The 15,169-nt window shown below is 70.0% G+C and carries 15 protein-coding genes; 7 read left to right on the top strand and 8 right to left on the bottom strand.

The annotated features are described in order from the left end of the window. Positions 1–68: 68 nt before the first annotated feature. The 7 genes from G5B31_RS16070 to dusB all read right to left on the bottom strand — a co-directional run bounded on the left by G5B31_RS16070 (position 69) and on the right by dusB (position 10,202). Positions 69–1,589 carry a potassium transporter TrkG gene (locus tag G5B31_RS16070; RefSeq protein ID WP_165019223.1) on the bottom strand — a complete coding sequence of 507 codons (1,521 nt, stop codon included), beginning with the start codon at positions 1,587–1,589 and terminating at the stop codon, positions 69–71. 2 nt (positions 1,590–1,591) lie between these two features. Next, the gene (gene trkA / locus G5B31_RS16065) at positions 1,592–2,968 is read right to left on the bottom strand and encodes a Trk system potassium transporter TrkA (protein WP_165019222.1); all 1,377 of its coding nucleotides are present in this window, start codon (positions 2,966–2,968) and stop codon (positions 1,592–1,594) included. Between the two features lie 62 nt (positions 2,969–3,030). Next, complete coding sequence (locus G5B31_RS16060) at positions 3,031–4,437, bottom strand: sigma-54 dependent transcriptional regulator (protein ID WP_165019221.1); 1,407 nt, start codon at positions 4,435–4,437, stop codon at positions 3,031–3,033. A 3-nt stretch (positions 4,438–4,440) separates the two neighbouring features. Then, the gene (locus tag G5B31_RS16055) at positions 4,441–6,717 is read right to left on the bottom strand and encodes a PAS domain-containing sensor histidine kinase (protein ID WP_205911983.1); all 2,277 of its coding nucleotides are present in this window, start codon (positions 6,715–6,717) and stop codon (positions 4,441–4,443) included. A gap of 64 nt (positions 6,718–6,781) precedes the next feature. Continuing rightward, a complete protein-coding gene (locus G5B31_RS16050; protein WP_165019219.1) occupies positions 6,782–8,146 on the bottom strand; it encodes a response regulator in 1,365 nt (454 codons plus the stop codon). 2 nt (positions 8,147–8,148) lie between these two features. Further along, positions 8,149–9,228 (bottom strand): nitrogen regulation protein NR(II), encoded by a 1,080-nt coding sequence (locus tag G5B31_RS16045; RefSeq protein ID WP_165019218.1) that lies wholly within the window; start codon positions 9,226–9,228, stop codon positions 8,149–8,151. After that, on the bottom strand, positions 9,225–10,202 hold the full coding sequence (gene dusB, locus G5B31_RS16040) for a tRNA dihydrouridine synthase DusB (RefSeq protein WP_165019217.1): 978 nt from the start codon (positions 10,200–10,202) through the stop codon (positions 9,225–9,227). The genes G5B31_RS16045 and dusB overlap by 4 nt, the downstream gene beginning before the upstream one ends. A gap of 198 nt (positions 10,203–10,400) precedes the next feature. Between dusB and G5B31_RS16035 the strand changes: the two genes are divergently transcribed. From G5B31_RS16035 to G5B31_RS16025, 3 genes are read left to right on the top strand one after another with little or no spacing between them, the layout of a single operon-like run. After that, on the top strand, positions 10,401–11,525 hold the full coding sequence (locus G5B31_RS16035; RefSeq protein ID WP_165019216.1) for a bifunctional 2-C-methyl-D-erythritol 4-phosphate cytidylyltransferase/2-C-methyl-D-erythritol 2,4-cyclodiphosphate synthase: 1,125 nt from the start codon (positions 10,401–10,403) through the stop codon (positions 11,523–11,525). Next, the gene (locus G5B31_RS16030) at positions 11,522–12,028 is read left to right on the top strand and encodes a phosphatidylglycerophosphatase A (protein ID WP_165019215.1); all 507 of its coding nucleotides are present in this window, start codon (positions 11,522–11,524) and stop codon (positions 12,026–12,028) included. The genes G5B31_RS16035 and G5B31_RS16030 overlap by 4 nt, the downstream gene beginning before the upstream one ends. Continuing rightward, entirely contained in the window at positions 12,025–12,495 is a 471-nt protein-coding gene (locus G5B31_RS16025) for a CinA family protein (protein WP_165019214.1), read from the top strand. The genes G5B31_RS16030 and G5B31_RS16025 overlap by 4 nt, the downstream gene beginning before the upstream one ends. A 106-nt stretch (positions 12,496–12,601) precedes the next feature. Here G5B31_RS16025 and G5B31_RS16020 read toward each other — a convergent pair whose 3' ends face one another. Further along, positions 12,602–13,063, bottom strand: coding sequence for a type II toxin-antitoxin system RatA family toxin (locus G5B31_RS16020; protein WP_165019213.1), 462 nt, complete (start codon positions 13,061–13,063; stop codon positions 12,602–12,604). A 128-nt stretch (positions 13,064–13,191) separates the two neighbouring features. Between G5B31_RS16020 and hpt the strand changes: the two genes are divergently transcribed. From hpt to G5B31_RS16000, 4 genes are all read left to right on the top strand, one after another. After that, entirely contained in the window at positions 13,192–13,749 is a 558-nt protein-coding gene (hpt, locus tag G5B31_RS16015; protein ID WP_394352135.1) for a hypoxanthine phosphoribosyltransferase, read from the top strand. Continuing rightward, on the top strand, positions 13,746–13,919 hold the full coding sequence (locus G5B31_RS16010; protein WP_165019211.1) for a hypothetical protein: 174 nt from the start codon (positions 13,746–13,748) through the stop codon (positions 13,917–13,919). Before hpt ends, G5B31_RS16010 begins: the two co-directional genes overlap by 4 nt. Before the next feature lie 61 nt (positions 13,920–13,980). Next, positions 13,981–14,877 carry a cytochrome c gene (locus tag G5B31_RS16005; protein ID WP_165019210.1) on the top strand — a complete coding sequence of 299 codons (897 nt, stop codon included), beginning with the start codon at positions 13,981–13,983 and terminating at the stop codon, positions 14,875–14,877. A 40-nt stretch (positions 14,878–14,917) separates the two neighbouring features. Beyond that, positions 14,918–15,169, top strand: coding sequence for an N-(5'-phosphoribosyl)anthranilate isomerase (locus G5B31_RS16000; protein ID WP_240904454.1), 252 nt, complete (start codon positions 14,918–14,920; stop codon positions 15,167–15,169).

The raw sequence follows: 15,169 nt of genomic DNA, 5'->3' as shown, positions 1-15,169 counted from the left end.
GCGGCCGATATTCCAGAGCCAAACGCTGGCATTTCTGCAACAGTTCCGGTGTATTGCGCAGGCGCCGGTCAGCGCCGCCAGCCCCCCGGTGCCAAGAGCGCGATCAGCGCCAGCGTCTCCAGCCGGCCGACGATCATCGCCAGACCCAGCACCAGCTTCACCGTCGCCGACAGCGGCCCGTAGGGAATCGGCTGGGCCAGCGCCACATCGGCCAACTGGCCGGTGGTGGTCAGCGCGGCGATGGCCAGCACCAGCGCCTGCTGGAACTCCAGCCCCGCCATCGACAGCGCCAGCACGGCGGCCCCTATGGCCATGCTGAACAGCATGAAGAACACCCAGGCCATATAGGCGCCCTCGCGCCGCAGCTTGCGCGCCGCCGCCCCCTTGCCGCCGATGGAGGCAGGATGGACGATCCGCTCCAGCTCGCGCTCGCCATGGCGGAAAAGGGCGTAGATGCGCAGCAGTTTCACGCCCCCCGCCGTGGTCGCCACCCCGCCGCCGAGGATGGCGAGGCCGAGCAGCATCATCCCCGGCACCTGCAGCCCCGACCACAGCTGCGCCTGGCCCCAATGGGCGCTCTGGTAGCCGGTGGTGGTCAGGAACGACCCGGCGGTGAACAGCGCGCCCCAGAGCGTGGCGGAAATGCCGGCGAGGATGTCGATCTCCGACGATACCGTCAGCGCGAACAGCCAGTGGTGCATCAGCAGCACCAGCGGCACCAGCGCCACGAACAGCGCCGCCGTCCGCAACTCCGGGTCGCGGCCGAGCGGCAGGCTGCGGTCGGCCAGCCCGGTGAAGGGCAGCGCCCGCCGGGTGACGGCGAAAAGGAAGAAGGCGAAGATCATCACCTCGTCGAGGATCAGCACGGTGGCATCGTCCGGCCCCCGCCCCGCGGTGATGCCCGAGGTCGACAGCGTGCCCATGGCATGGGTCAGCGCGATCAGGCTGTCCTCTCCGGCAAGCAGCAGTCCCAGCCAGAGCAGCAGCGTCAGCCCGGTGTAGGGCGGGAAGATCGCCAGCGCATAGCGGGCCAGCCGCTCGGACGGCTCGGCGATGCGGGTGATCTGGGTGGCGCCGGTGGCGCCCCGGCCGGGCACCCGGCCCGAGATCACCTCGGCCCCGCCCAGGTTCAGCGGCGCCAGCACGGCATAGGCCGCCAGCAGGATGAAGAAGCCGCCCAGCCAGCCCGCCACCGCCCGCCACAGATGCACCGAGGGCGGCAGCCGCGGCGCGGCATAGCCGGTGGCGCCGGTGGTGGTGAAGGCGGACAGCATCTCGAACCAGGCATTGGCGAAGCCGGTGTCGGGCAGCGCCTGCACCACCGGCAGCGCCATGGCGACCGGCAGCACCAGATAGGCCCCGACCAGCGCCGCCAGATGGCTGCGGGCGGCATTGCGCGGCCGCCAGGAGGCGGTGGCCAGCGCCAGCATGACGGTCAGCACCAGGAGGATCGCACCGGAATAGAAGAAGGCCCGCGCCGTGGGCAGGTCGCGCAGCACCGCGGCATGGACGGCGGGCAGCCAGCAGGTCAGCGCGGTGACGCCCAGAAGGACGACGATCAGCGGCAGCGTGGCCAGGCGGTGCAGCATCGTCAGAAGAAGTCGATGGAGACCTGCAGGAGGCGCTCCACCTCCGGCACGTCCTTGGCCATGGCGAACAGCGCCACCACGTCGCCAGCCTCGATCCGCAGGTCGCCGGTGGGCTTCAGCACCCGCTCGCCCTTCATCACCGCGCCGACGAGCACGCCCTCGGGGAAGTCGATGTCGCGGACCAGCCGGCCCGACAGCGGCGAGGTCGACATCACCTGCGCCTCGATCAACTCGGCCTCGGCATCGCCGATGGAATAGACGTTGCGGACCCGGCCATGGCGGATGTGGCGCAGGATCGAGCTGACAGTCGTCGCCCGCGGGTTGATGTAGGCGTCGATGTCCAGCGGCGCCATCAGCGGCGCCAGCGTCGGGTCGTTGACCAGCGCAATGGACAGCCGGCATCCTGCCTGCTTGGCCCGCACCGCCACCAGGAGGTTGGTCTTGTCGTCGTCGGTGACGGCCAGCACGGCATCGGCGCGGTCCACCGAGGCCTCCAAGAGCAGGTCCATGTCCATGCCGTCGCCATAGAGCACGATGGTCCGCTCCAGCGCGTCCGCCGCGCGTTCGGCGATCTGGCGGTTCTTCTCGATGATCTTGGCGCGGGTGCGGTCGGTGCGGGTCTCCAGCGCCCGGGCGACGCCGAGGCCGACATTGCCGCCGCCGATGATCACCACCCTTTCCTGCTTGCGGGTCTTCTTGCCGAAGATCTCCAGGCAGCGGCCGACATCCTCGGAATGGGTGAAGACGTAGATCTGGTCGTCCGGCAGCAGTTGGTCGCCCGGGTCGGGGGCGAACAGCCGATCCTCGCGCCGCACGCCGGTGACGATGGCGCGCAGCGTCGGGAACAGCTCGTTCAGCTGGCGCAGCGGGGTGTTCAGCACCGGGCAGTCTTCGGAAAGCTGGATGCCGAGCAACTGCGCCCGGCCGCCCATGAAGATCTCGGTATCGAAGGTGGCCGGCGCCGCCAGCCGTTGCAGCGCGGCCTCGGCCACCTCGCGTTCCGGGCTGATCACCACGTCGATGGCCAGCCGGTCGAGGTTGTAGACATCGGAATAGGCGGTATCGAGGTATTCCTGCGCCCGGATGCGGGCGATGCGGCGGGTGACGTTGAAGGCCGCCGCCGCGATCTGGCAGCAGACCATGTTCACCTCGTCCGAATGGGTGGCGGCGATGATCATGTCGGCGTCGCGGGCGCCGGCCTTGGCCAGCACGTCGGGGTGGCTGGCGAAGCCGACCACGCCCTGCACGTCCAGCGTCTCGGTGGCGCGGCGGACCAGATCGGCGTTCACGTCGACCACGGTCACGTCGTTCTTCTCGCCCGACAGGTGGCGGGCGATCTGCCAGCCCACCTGCCCCGCGCCGCAGATGATGACTTTCATGGCTTGCGAAACTCCATCACCGCACCCGGCGCCTTTTCGCACCTGCGGCGGCGGGGGTCAATTCAGGCCTCCTCGGCCTCCTCCTCATAGGCGCCGCGGCCGCCGGATTTCGCCCCGGTCACCACGCCGAGCGACTTCAGCTTGCGGTGCAGCGCGCTGCGTTCCATGCCGACGAAATTCGCCGTCCGGCTGATGTTGCCGCCGAAGCGGTTGATCTGGGTCAGCAGGTATTCCCGCTCGAACAGCTCCCGCGCCTCTCGCAGCGGCAGGGTGGCGATCATGCCGCCAAGCACCATCGCCTCGCCGCCGCGTTCCGCGCCGTTGTCGAGACCGGGGAGTTCCCGCGCCTCGATCGGCCCGCCGCCGTCGCCGAGGATGAGCACCCGCTCGATGATGTTGCGCAATTGCCGGATGTTGCCGGGCCAGGGCATGGTCTGCAGCATCGCCTCGGCCTCCTGGGTCAGGGTCCGGGCGGGCAATCCTTGCGTGCGGTGGAACCAGTCGACGAAATAGCGGGTCAGTTCCGGGATGTCCTCGCGCCGGTCCGACAGCGGCGGCACGGCGATGGGGACGACGTTCAGCCGGTCGTAAAGCTCCTGCCGGAACCGCCCGCCGCGGATTTCCGCCGGCAGGTCGCGGGTGGTGGAGGAGATGACGCGCAGGTCGACCCGCACCTTGTCGGTGCCCCCCGCGCGGGTGAACTGCTGCTCGGTCAGCACCCGCAGGATCTTGCCTTGGGTGCCGGGCGGCATGTCGCCCACCTCGTCGAAATAGACCACGCCGCCATGGGCCTGTTCCAGCAAGCCCGGCTCCACCCCGCGCTCGGGCGTCTCGCGGCCGAACAGCACCTCTTCCATCCGGTCGGGCTCGATGGTGGCGCTGCTGACGCTGACGAAGGGCGCGCCGGCGCGGGCGGAATTGGCGTGGATGAAGCGGGCGGCCAGTTCCTTGCCCGATCCGGGCGCCCCGGTCAGCATCACCCGCCCGTTCGACTTGGTGACCTTTTCCAGCTGCGATTTCAGCGCCTTGAAGGCGGTGCTGGACCCGATCATCTCCGACGTGGTCACGTCCTTGCGGCGCAGTTCCTGGTTCTCGCGCCGCAGCCGGCTGGTCTCCATCGCGCGGGAGACCACCACCATCAGCTGGTCGATGTTGAAGGGCTTCTCGATGAAGTCATAGGCGCCCTGCTTGATCGCCGCGACCGCGATCTCGATGTTGCCGTGGCCCGAGATGATGATGATCGGGATGTCGGGATTGTCGCGCTTGACCGTCTTCAGGATGTCGATCCCGTCCATCCGGCTGTCCTTCAGCCAGATGTCCAGGATCATCAGATGCGGCGGATCGGCGTTGATCTCGGCCATGCAGTCGTCGGAATTTCCTGCCAGACGAATGGCATAGCCCTCGTCCTTCAGGATGTCGCCGATCAGTTCGCGGATGTCCTTCTCGTCGTCGACGATCAGAATGCTCATCTCTCACCCCTCCTGGACCGCCACCTGCGGCCCGATGTTCCGCCCCATCCTGCGCTTGGCCAGCCGCGGGAGGCGGATTTCGGCCATGGCGCCCGGATGGGTGTTGCCTGCGAACAGGGGGGCGTCCAGCAGCGCCAGCTGGCCCCCGTGTTCCTCGATGATCTTCTTGACGATGGGCAGGCCGAGGCCGGTGCCCTTCTCGCGCGTGGTGACATAGGGCTCGAACAGCCGTGCCCGGTCGGCCGGCAGGCCGATGCCGTTGTCCATGATGCGGATCAGGCTGTCGCCCTCCTCGGCCGTCATCTCGATGCGGATTTCGGGGACATGGCCTGCCGGAGCGCCTTTTTCCTGCAGGGTTTCAATGGCTTCCCCGGCGTTCTTGATCAGGTTGGTCAAGGCCTGCGCGATCATCCCGGCGTCGAGGTCCAGAAGCACCGGGCCTTCCGGGATTTCGGTGACGAAGCGCACCCCGGGCTGGCCGGCCTTCTGCAGGGTTACCGCGTCGCGCAGGATCCGCACCAGATCGGCCTCCTTGCGGTCCGGCTCGGGCATCCGGGCGAATTTGGAGAATTCGTCGACGATCCGCCGCAGGTCGTTGGTCTGCCGCACGATCACGTCCGTCAGCTGCTCCAGATCCTCCGGCTCCCGCACCTGGGTGCGGAACTTGCGCTTCAGCCGCTCGGCCGACAGGGCAATGGGCGTCAGCGGGTTCTTGATCTCATGGGCGATGCGGCGGGCCACATCGCCCCAGGCGGCCATGCGCTGCGCCGTCACCAGGTCGGTCACGTCGTCGAAGGCCACCACATAGCCCTCCAGCCGGCCGCCGTCGCTGCGGCGGGTGCTCATGCGGACCAGCAGGCTTTCCAGTTTGCCGCGGCGGGTCAGGCGGATTTCCTCTTGAACCGCATTGGCAGCTTCGTCGCGCAAGCGACTGAAAAGCGGCGCGAACTCCGGCACCACCTGCTCCAGCGGCGCGTCGTGGCGGTCGCCCGGCAGGTCCAGAAGCTGCTCCGCGGCGCGGTTCACGAAGTCGATCCGCCCCTCGGCATCCAGCCCCATCACCCCGGCGGTGACGTTGGTCAGCACGGAATCGAACAGCCGCCGCCGGGCCTCGGTCTGGCGGTGGCTTTCCACCAGCGCGTCGCGCTGGCCCTTCAGTTGCAGCGTCATCTGGTTGAACAGCCGCCCCAGCATGGCGATCTCGTCGTCGCCCTCCTCCTCGGGCACCCGCACGTCCAGATCGCCGCCGCCCACCATCTGCGCCGCCCCGGCCAGCCGCCCGACCGGACGCGACAGCCGCTCGGCGAACCACAGGCCCAGCCAGATCGCGGCCAGGATCAGGATCAGCGCGAAGCCGAGGTAGATCAGCCCGAAGTTGAACAGGATGCGGCCGCGGTCGGATTCCAGCTGGTTGTAGACCTTCACCGTCTCCTGCGTCTCGTCCAGCAGCGAGAGGATCGAGCCGTCGACGTCGCGGCTGACGTAGAGATAGCGGTCGGCGAAGGCGTCCAGATGCACCAGCGCGCGGAATTCGTTGTTGGCCCAGTCCTCGATCAGCTGCGGGCCTTCCTCGCGGGCGCGTTGCAGGTCCTCGGGCGTCACCGGCTCGAAGCCGAACAGGTAGGAGCGGTCGCCGCGGGTCTTCAAGGCGCCGGTGCCGTCGATCAGATAGGCCTCCTTCAGCCCGCGCTGGATCTGCTCCTGCCCCTGCGACAGCAGCGGGCGCAGCTGGTCGTCGCGCAGGAAGAAGGTCTTCTGCTTGGCGATGTTCAGATAGGCGGCCAGGGCGGTGGCGTCCTGGGTCAGGTCCTCGCGCTGCTCGCCCTCGTAGGCCTGCGCCGCCGCCAGCGACGAGCCGACGACCGAGCGCACCCGTTCCGAGAACCAGCCCTCCAGCCCCAGGTTCACCGACAGCACCGCGAAGACGGCAACCAGCACGGTCGGCACCAGCGCCATGCCGGCGAAGACCCCGGTCAGCCGCAGGTGCAGCCGCGACCCGGCGCTGCGGCTGCGGCGGGCGGCGACCATCCGGGCGACGCGGGCCAGCACCAGCGCCGCCACCACCAGCACATAGACCAGATCGGTCAGCAGGATCAGCCGCAGCGTGGGCGAGCTGGTGTTCTGGTTCAGCGGGCCGAGGGCGAGGAAGGTCGCCACCACCAGCACCGGGCCGAGGAACACCAGGCCGAGCGTCATCGTCGTCTGCACGCGGCGCAGGCGGCGCAGCCGTGACAGGCGTGTCCACATATCCCGGCGCAAGGCGAGATCCCGGCTGCTCATGTCCCCGCAACATCTGGTGGCGCGGCCGGGGTATAGCCCCGGCGCAACGCTGGATGTTGCGGTTTTACATCAGCTTCCGCCGCCGTGTCACGCGGATATCGAGATCGGTGATCTTCTTGCGCAGGGTATTGCGGTTGATGCCAAGGAGGTCGGCGCATTTCGCCTGGTTGCCGGCGGTGGCGTCCAGCGCGATCTCGATCAGCGGCAGCTCCACCTCCTTCAGCACCCGCTGGTAGACGCCGGCGGGGGGCAGCTGGCCACCGTGCAGGTCGAAGTAGCGCTTCAGGTGGCGGGCGACCGAGGCCGAGAGCTTCTCGCCCTCTCCCCCGCCCTTCAGCGGCTCCAGCACCGGGGCGGCGCCGAGCGCCTGCTCCACCTCGGCCCGGCCGATCTCCGATTCGGAAGAGGTCGCCAGCAGGCGGCGGATGCAGTTCTCCAACTGGCGCACGTTGCCGGGCCAGGGCTGCGCCCGGATCGCCTCGCGCGCGGCGTCCGAAAGTCGGCGCTGCGGGCCGCCGTCGCGGGCGGCGCGGGTCAGGAAATGCTCGGCCAGAAGCGGGATGTCCTCGACCCGCTCGCGCAGGGCGGGCAGGTGCAGGGTGACGCCGCCGAGCCGGTAGAACAGGTCCTGCCGGAAGGCGCCGGCCTGCATCCGCGCGGTCAGGTCCACCTGGCTGGTGGCCATGATCCGCGGGGCGGTGTCGCCGCCCGCATCCAGCAGCCGCACCGCCCGCGCCTGCGCCTCGTCGTCGAAATCCGCCACCTCGTCGAGCACGACCGAGCCGCCGCGGGCGCGGGACGCCAGCGCGGCGGGGCCGTCCGGGCCGGCGAGGTCCGCCCCCCGCGCCACCACGAAGGGTTGCGCCCGGCGGTCGGAGAAGTCGTGGATCGCCCGGGCCAGCAGGCTTTTGCCGGTGCCGGATTCGCCGGTGATCAGCACGGAAAGGTCGGTGTTCATCACCCGCGCCACCAGCCGATAGAGCGCCTGCATCGCCGGCGTCCGGCCGACCAGCGGCAGGTCCTCGCCGGTCTCGCGCACGGGCTGCGGGGCCTTCGGCAGGTGGCGCTTCTCCTGCAGGGCCCGGGCCGAGCGCTTCATCAGGTCGGGCAGGTCGAAGGGCTTCGGCAGATAGTCGAAGGCCTCGGCCTCGGCCGCCTGGATCGCCGTCATGATGGTGTTCTGCGCCGAGATCACGATCACCGGCAGCCCCGGCCGCATCCGGGCGATGCGCGGAAGCGCGTCCAGCCCGTTGCCGTCGGGCATGATCACGTCCGAGATCACCAGGTCGCCCTTGCCCTCCTCGACCCACCGCATAAGCGTCATCAGGCTGGAGGTGGCATGGACCTTGCAGCCGGCCCGGGTCAGCGCCTGGGTCAGCACGGTGCGGATGGTGCGGTCGTCGTCGGCGACCAGAACGGTTCCGTCCATGTCTACTCCTTCCGTTTGTCCTTGGGCGCCAGCGGCAGCGACAGCCGGAACACCGTGCGCCCCGGCACGGAGTCGACGCTGATCCAGCCGTCATGGTCGCCGACGATCTTCGAGACCAGCGCGAGGCCGAGCCCGGTGCCGTTCTCGCGGCCCGAGACGAAGGGCTCGAACACCTGCGCGGCGATGTCGGGCGGCAGGCCGGGGCCGTCGTCGATCACCTCGACGTTCAGCGGCAGCGCCGCGGGCGGGCCGTCCTTGCGGCGGACGCGCAGGCTGAGGTCGTAGAACGTGCGCAGCCGTATGGTGCCCCTGCCCTTCGCGGCCTCGGCGGCGTTGCGGATCAGGTTCAGGAACACCTGCATCAGCTGGTCCGGGTCGGCCCAGGTGGGCGGCAGTGAGGGGTCGTAATCCTCGACGATGGTCATGCTGGCGGCGAATCCCACCAGCGCCGAGCGGCGGGCGCGGTCCAGCGCGTCGTGGATGTTCACCGCCCGGCGGTCCGGCGGACGCAGGTTGCCGAACTGCTCCACCTGCTCCAAGAGCTTCACGATCCGCCGGGTCTCTTCGACGATCAGGTCGGTCAGCTCCTGGTCGTCGGGGGTCAGGCTCATCGACAGCAGCTGCGCCGCGCCGGAAATCCCGGCCAGCGGGTTCTTGATCTCGTGCGCCAGCATCTCGGCCATGCCGATCGCCGACTTGGCCGCCGACTTCGCCCCCAAGGATCGGCCCAGCCGGTCGGCGATCTCGCGCGGGGACAGGATCATCAGCAGGATGCCGGGGCTGTCGTGCATCGGCGCCAGATGGATGTTGCACTGCACCGGCGGGCGGTCGCCGCTGGTCACGTCCACGTCCGAGACGTTCAGCGGCGACTGGTTGGCGCGGGCGCGGGCCAGCGCCTCCTCCATCGGCGCATCGATGGAGAGGCGGTCCAGCACCGGCTGGCCGCGCAGGCTGCGGGCCGAGGCGTTGAGGAAGGTCTCCGCCGCAGGATTGGCCTCGCGGATCGCGCCGGCGTCGTCGACCAGCAGCGAAGGCAGCGGAAGCGCGGCCCAGATCGCGCCGGGGACGGGATAGCCGGTCATGCGGCCTCCTCCATCTCGGCGAAGGCGCGGGCGATCAGGCGGATGACCTGGTCGGGATCGGTCGAGGTCAGGATGGCGTCGCGCGCCTGCGGCAGGCCGGCCTCCTCCAGATACCAGCCGAGGTGCTTGCGGGCGCAGCGCAGGCCGAGGTCGCGGCCGTAGAAGGACAGCATGTCCTGGTAATGCGCGGTGATCATCCCGGCCAGCTCCATACCCTGCGGTATGACGGGCGACGGCGTGCCGTAGAGGGCATGGGAAATCTCCGCCAGCCGCCAGGGCGCGCCCTGCGCGCCGCGCCCGACCATCACCCCATCCGCCCCCGAATGGTCCAGCGCCGCCCGGGCCGCGCCGCCGTCGGTGATGTCGCCATTGGCGATGACCGGGATCGTCACCGCCTCCTTCACCGCGCGGATGGCGCGCCAGTCGGCATGGCCCTTGTAGAACTGGCAGCGGGTGCGGCCGTGGATCACCACCATCCGCACTCCCGCCCCTTCCGCCCGCCGCGCCAGTTCGGGCGCATTGTGCAAGGTGTCGTCCCAGCCGAGCCGGGTCTTCAGCGTCACCGGCACCTGCACCGCCTTCACCACCGCCTCGATCAGTTGCAGGGCAAGGTCGAGGTCGCGCAGCAGCGCCGAACCGCAAAGGCCGGTGGTCACCCGCTTCGACGGGCAGCCCATGTTGATGTCGATGACCCGGGCGCCCTGCCCCTCGCACCATTTAGCCGCCTCGGCCATCAGCGCCGGCTCCCGCCCCGCCAGCTGGACGCTGGTTGCGATCTCCTCGAACCCCAGCTCCGCCCGCGCCCGCGCCTCCGGCCGCGCCCGCAGCACCTCGTCCGAGGCCACCATCTCGCTGACCACCAGTCCGGCGCCGAAGCGGCCGACCAGCCGGCGGAACGGCAGGTCGGTGATTCCCGCCAGCGGCGCCAGCAGGACGGGAGGGGTGACGGCGACGGGTCCGAGCGTCAGGGCCAAGGGGCGGTTTCCTTCCGGGTGCGGGATCAGGGGTAGCGGCGGCGGGCGCGGCGGGGGAAGCGAAGCGCCTCCCTACGCCGCTGCATAGTGACCGAAAAGCGGGCAATGAACAAATTTTAGGCATCCGTGCTGAAAATCCTGTCACATTGTCAGACCCGCCCGGCTGGCCTAGAAGGCAGGCAAACCGAAGGGGGACGCATGACCACCGCCGCCATCATCGTCGCCGCCGGCCGCGGCAGCCGCATGGGCGGCGAGGTGCCGAAGCAATGGCAGGACCTGGCCGGGCAGCCGGTGCTGGCCCGCACCCTGGCGGCCTTCGCCGGGACGCGGCTGGTGCTGGCGATCCACCCCGAGGACCGGGCGCGGGCCGGGGCGCTGGCGCCGGGGGCGCTGCTGGTCGAGGGCGGCGCGACACGGTCGGAAAGCGTGCGCAACGCGCTGGAGGCGCTGGCGGGCAGCGGCACCACCCGGGTGCTGATCCATGACGGCGCCCGGCCGCTGGTCTCGCCCGCCCTGATCGCCCGGGTTCTGGCGGCGCTGGACCGGGCGGAGGCGGCGGCGCCCGCGCTGCCGGTCTCGGACGCGCTCTGGCGGGGGGGGGACGGGCGGGTCGCCGGCACGCAGGACCGCGCCGGCCTCTACCGGGCGCAGACGCCGCAGGGCTTCCGCTATCCGTCGATCCTGGCGGCGCATCGCGCCCATCCCGGCGGCGCGCTGGACGATGTCGAGGTGGCGCGGGCAGCGGGGCTTGACGTCGCCATCGTCGAGGGCGACGAAGACAACCTGAAACTGACCTTCCCCGGCGATTTCCTCCGGGCCGAGGCGATCCTGAAAGGCCGCGCGATGGATCTGCGCCTGGGCAACGGCTACGACGTCCATGCCTTCTGCGAAGGCGACCATCTCTGGCTCTGCGGGGTGAAGCTGCCGCATTCCAGGGGGTTGCTCGGCCATTCGGATGCGGATGTCGGGATGCACGCCCTGACCGACGCGATCTACGGCGCGCTGGCGGCGGGCGACATCGGCCGGCATTTCCCGCCCTCGGACCCGCAATGGAAGGGTGCGGCCAGCCATGTCTTCCTGTCCCATGCCATCGGGCTGGCGCGGGACCGGGGCTACCGCCTCGCGAACTGCGACGTGACGCTGGTCTGCGAGCGTCCGAAGATCGGCCCGCACGCCATTGAAATGGCGGAAGTTCTGGCGCGGATCATGGGTGTCGATCCCGGCCGCGTCTCCGTCAAGGCCACCACCTCCGAACGGCTGGGCTTCACCGGCCGAGAGGAAGGCATCGCCGCCTTGGCCACCTGCGCATTGGTGAAAGCATGATGAGACAGATCACCACCGTCTGCGGCCTCGGGCTTCTGCGCCCCGCTCCGGGAACCTGGGCCTCGGCGGCGGCGGCCTTGCTGGGCTGGGGCGCCTACTGGCTGGCCGGCCTGCCGCTGGTGGCGGCGCTGGCGGCGCTGGCGGTGCTGGCGGGCTTCCGCGCCGTGGCCGCCGAACTGGCCGGCCGGCCGGGCGAGGATCCGTCCGAAATCGTCATCGACGAGGTGGCGGGAATGCTGCTGGCCCTCGCCTTTCCCGCGGCCGCCTTCTGGCTGGGCCGTGGCTGGGAGGGCTGGCTGCCCTGGCCGGCCGTGGTCTTCCCGTTCCTGTTCTTCCGGCTGTTCGACATCTGGAAGCCCTGGCTCGTCGGCCGGGCCGACCGGCGGGGCGACGTGGCGGGGGTGATGCTGGATGACCTCTGGGCCGGGCTGTTCGCCGGACTGGCCTCGGTCGCCGCGGCGATCCTCTACCATGTGCCCCTGGCTCTGATGGCCGGGCCATGACCCTGGCGGCCGAGATCCTCGCCGCCGCGCGGGCGGCGGGCCTGCGCATCGCCACGGCGGAAAGCTGCACCGGCGGCATGGTCGCTGCGGCGCTGACCGACGTGGCCGGCTCCTCCGACGTGTTCGACCGCGGCTTCGTCACCTATTCCAACGCGGCGAAGGAGGCGATGTTGGGCGTCTTGCCCGCCACGCTGGCCGCCCATGGCGCGGTCAGCGAGGAGGTCGCCCGCGAGATGGCCGAGGGCGCGCTGCGCCATTCCCTGGCCGGGCTGGCGGTCTCGATCACCGGCATCGCCGGGCCGGGCGGGTCGGAGTTCAAGCCGGAAGGTCGGGTCTGCTTCGGCCTCGCCCGCGCGGGGCGCGAGACGCAGGTCCATACGGTGGAGTATGGCCCGCGCGGCCGCGCACAGGTGCGGCAGGCCTCGCGCGACCATGCGCTGGAGTTGCTGCTGGCGGGGGTGGAATAGCCCGACACGCCCCTTCCGTGCCCTTTTTCCGCCCGCGGATACCCCGGCGGCGTGGCGAACTCCGCCCTGCCGGGAAGGCCCGGCGTCGGAGGGCTTTACCGCCCCCTCAGCGCGGCCCGTAAAGCTGCGCCGCCCGGGTCTCGAAGGCGCGGACGATGCGCTGCATCGCCTCGTTGAACACCAGCCCGATGATCCCCTGCAGGATGGCGTTGCGGAACTCGAAATCGACGAAGAAATCGACCTCGCAGCCGCCCTCCGCCGGACGGAAGGTCCAGGTGGAGCGCATGTAACGGAACGGGCCGTCCAGGTATTCGGTCAGGATCTTGCCCTCGCCAGGCAGCAGCGTCACCCGGCTGCCGAAGCGTTCGCGGAAGACCTTGAAGCTGATCACCAGGTCGGCCTCCATCACTTCGGCACCGGGCGGCCCTCCCTCCACCGGCCGGCGCGAGCGGATGCGGGCGGCGGAGTTCCAGGGCAGGAACTCGGGGTAGCGCGCCACGTCGGCAACCAGGTCATACATCTGGGCCGCGGTATAGGGCAGGGCCTTGGTCTCGTGATGGGTGGGCATCGGTATCTTCGGCTGTTTGCCGGACATTTCGCCCGGACCGGCGCGAAGATCAAGCCGCGGAAAGGCCGCAGGGCTTGCATTGCCGGCGCGATGGCGCAAGGAAGGGGGCCAGCCGCCCTCCCGAGGACATGATGACAGACAGCCCGCCCCGATACGTGATCGACCAGATGATCAGCGCCAAGTCGATCGCAGCCCGGGTCGAGGAACTTGCGCGCGAGATCACCGCCCATTACCGCGGCACCGACAAGCTGATCGTGGTGGGGCTGCTTCGGGGCAGTTTCGTCTTCATCGCCGACCTGGTGCGCGAGATCGACCTGCCGGTCGAGGTGGATTTCCTCGAAGCCTCCTCCTACGGTGATGCAATGCACTCCAGCCGAGAGGTGCGCATCCTCAAGGACCTGCGCGGCGAGATCGCTGGCCGCGACGTGCTGGTGGTCGAGGACATCGTCGACACCGGCTTCACCCTGACCCATGTGAAGAACCTGCTGCTCAGCCGCGGCCCGCGGCGGCTGGAGATCTGCGCGCTGCTGGACAAGCCGTCGCGGCGCGAGGTGCCGATCAGGGCGACCTGGACCGGATTCGAGATCCCCGACGAATTCGTGGTCGGCTACGGCATCGACTTCGCCCAGAGGAACCGCAACCTGCCCTTCATCGGCAAGGTGCGCTTCGTCGAAGACGCGGCATGAACCCGCGCTGGCTGCTGAAGGCGAAACGCTGGGCGCAGCATCCGCCCTCGATGCGGCAGGTGATGTTCTACGGCGCGATCATCGCGACCTGTCTGGCCTTGGCTGGGGTGGAATGGCTCTGGGGCTGGCCCGACTGGCTGACGGTCAATTCCCCGCGAAGGTTGCCCTGATCCGCTGACAGGGCCGCAGGCCTGCGCTAGGGTGGCGCGCAACCGCAAGAGGAGGCCCGCCATGCGCAAGCTCCGCATCCCGTTGATCCTGCTTGTCCTTCTCGGGGCGGGCCTGATCTGGTGGACGCTGCCCGCCCCCCTGCCCGCCCGGGCGCTGGAAGGGCTCACGGGCGATCCGGGCCGGGGCGAGCGGGTGTTCTGGGCCTCGGGCTGCGCCTCGTGCCACATGGCCGAGGGCGCCAAGGGCGAGGCGCAGCTGGTGCTGTCGGGCGGGCAGCGCTTTCCTTCGGATTTCGGCACCTTCATCGCCCCGAACATCAGCCAGCATGCCGAGGCCGGGATCGGCGCCTGGACGCTGCACGACCTTGCCAATGCGCTGACCCGCGGCGTGTCGCGCGGGGGCGAGCATCTCTACCCCGCCCTGCCCTATGCCTCCTACGCCCGGATGGAATTGCAGGACGTGGCGGACCTCCATGCCTTCCTGAAGACCCTGCCCGCCGACCCGACGCCGAGCCTGCCGCACGAGATTTCCTTCCCCTTCAACCTGCGGATGGCGCTTGGCGGCTGGAAGCTGCTGTTCCTGAACGACGACTGGGCGCTGCCCGGCAACCTGACGCCGACCGAGGACCGCGGCCGCTACATCGCCGAGGCCCTGGCGCATTGCGGCGAATGCCATACCCCGCGCAATGCGCTCGGCGGCATGGACACCTCGCGCTGGCTGGCGGGGGCGCCGGACCCTTCGGACCCGACCGGCCAGGGAAAGGTGCCGAACATCACCCCGGCGAAGCTGACATGGTCGGAAGGCGAGATCGCCTATTACCTGACCACCGGCTTCACCCCCGATTTCGACAGCGCCGGCGGCCACATGGTGCATGTGGTGGAGAATTTCGCCCGGCTGCCGGAAGAGGATGCCAGGGCGGTGGCCGCCTATCTGAAGCGGGTGGCGCCGGTGGAGTGAGCTCAACCCGGCGTTAACCGGGCCGGTGCAGGCTGCGGGCATGACCCGGATGTTCCGCCCCTCCCCGCCCGCCGCGCCGGTGAACCTCTCGCCCGAGGACTGGCTGCGGCAGATCTTCTCGGCCCGCGCGGCGCAGGGCGGCGTGGTGCGCCGCTCGATCGCCTGGGGGGACCGCGAGGTCGGGCGCGAGCTGTTTCTGGCCGAGGTGCGGCGGCGCGGTTTCCACCTGCTGGCCAGTTCGAACCAGTTCATCGTGGTCTGCAACCGCGATCCGGTGCAGATGCTGTTCTGA

This window comes from Rhodobacter sp. SGA-6-6 (assembly GCF_011043545.1).
Lineage (GTDB): Bacteria > Pseudomonadota > Alphaproteobacteria > Rhodobacterales > Rhodobacteraceae > Pseudogemmobacter.
Note: the sequence above shows the minus strand (reverse complement) of the source record. Positions and strands in the feature narration are given on the sequence as shown.

What these genes read in the sequence shown, in the direction of transcription:
- G5B31_RS16000 (WP_240904454.1), top strand. Translation starts at nt 14,918, where the DNA reads ATGACCCGGATGTTCCGCCCCTCCCCGCCCGCCGCGCCGGTGAACCTC.
- G5B31_RS16005 (WP_165019210.1), top strand. Translation starts at nt 13,981, where the DNA reads ATGCGCAAGCTCCGCATCCCGTTGATCCTGCTTGTCCTTCTCGGGGCG.
- hpt (WP_394352135.1), top strand. Translation starts at nt 13,192, where the DNA reads ATGATGACAGACAGCCCGCCCCGATACGTGATCGACCAGATGATCAGC.
- G5B31_RS16025 (WP_165019214.1), top strand. Translation starts at nt 12,025, where the DNA reads ATGACCCTGGCGGCCGAGATCCTCGCCGCCGCGCGGGCGGCGGGCCTG.
- G5B31_RS16010 (WP_165019211.1), top strand. Translation starts at nt 13,746, where the DNA reads ATGAACCCGCGCTGGCTGCTGAAGGCGAAACGCTGGGCGCAGCATCCG.
- G5B31_RS16050 (WP_165019219.1), bottom strand. Translation starts at nt 8,146, where the DNA reads ATGGACGGAACCGTTCTGGTCGCCGACGACGACCGCACCATCCGCACC.
- trkA (WP_165019222.1), bottom strand. Translation starts at nt 2,968, where the DNA reads ATGAAAGTCATCATCTGCGGCGCGGGGCAGGTGGGCTGGCAGATCGCC.
- G5B31_RS16030 (WP_165019215.1), top strand. Translation starts at nt 11,522, where the DNA reads ATGATGAGACAGATCACCACCGTCTGCGGCCTCGGGCTTCTGCGCCCC.
- G5B31_RS16070 (WP_165019223.1), bottom strand. Translation starts at nt 1,589, where the DNA reads ATGCTGCACCGCCTGGCCACGCTGCCGCTGATCGTCGTCCTTCTGGGC.
- G5B31_RS16055 (WP_205911983.1), bottom strand. Translation starts at nt 6,717, where the DNA reads ATGAGCAGCCGGGATCTCGCCTTGCGCCGGGATATGTGGACACGCCTG.
- G5B31_RS16045 (WP_165019218.1), bottom strand. Translation starts at nt 9,228, where the DNA reads ATGACCGGCTATCCCGTCCCCGGCGCGATCTGGGCCGCGCTTCCGCTG.
- G5B31_RS16020 (WP_165019213.1), bottom strand. Translation starts at nt 13,063, where the DNA reads ATGCCCACCCATCACGAGACCAAGGCCCTGCCCTATACCGCGGCCCAG.
- G5B31_RS16060 (WP_165019221.1), bottom strand. Translation starts at nt 4,437, where the DNA reads ATGAGCATTCTGATCGTCGACGACGAGAAGGACATCCGCGAACTGATC.
- G5B31_RS16035 (WP_165019216.1), top strand. Translation starts at nt 10,401, where the DNA reads ATGACCACCGCCGCCATCATCGTCGCCGCCGGCCGCGGCAGCCGCATG.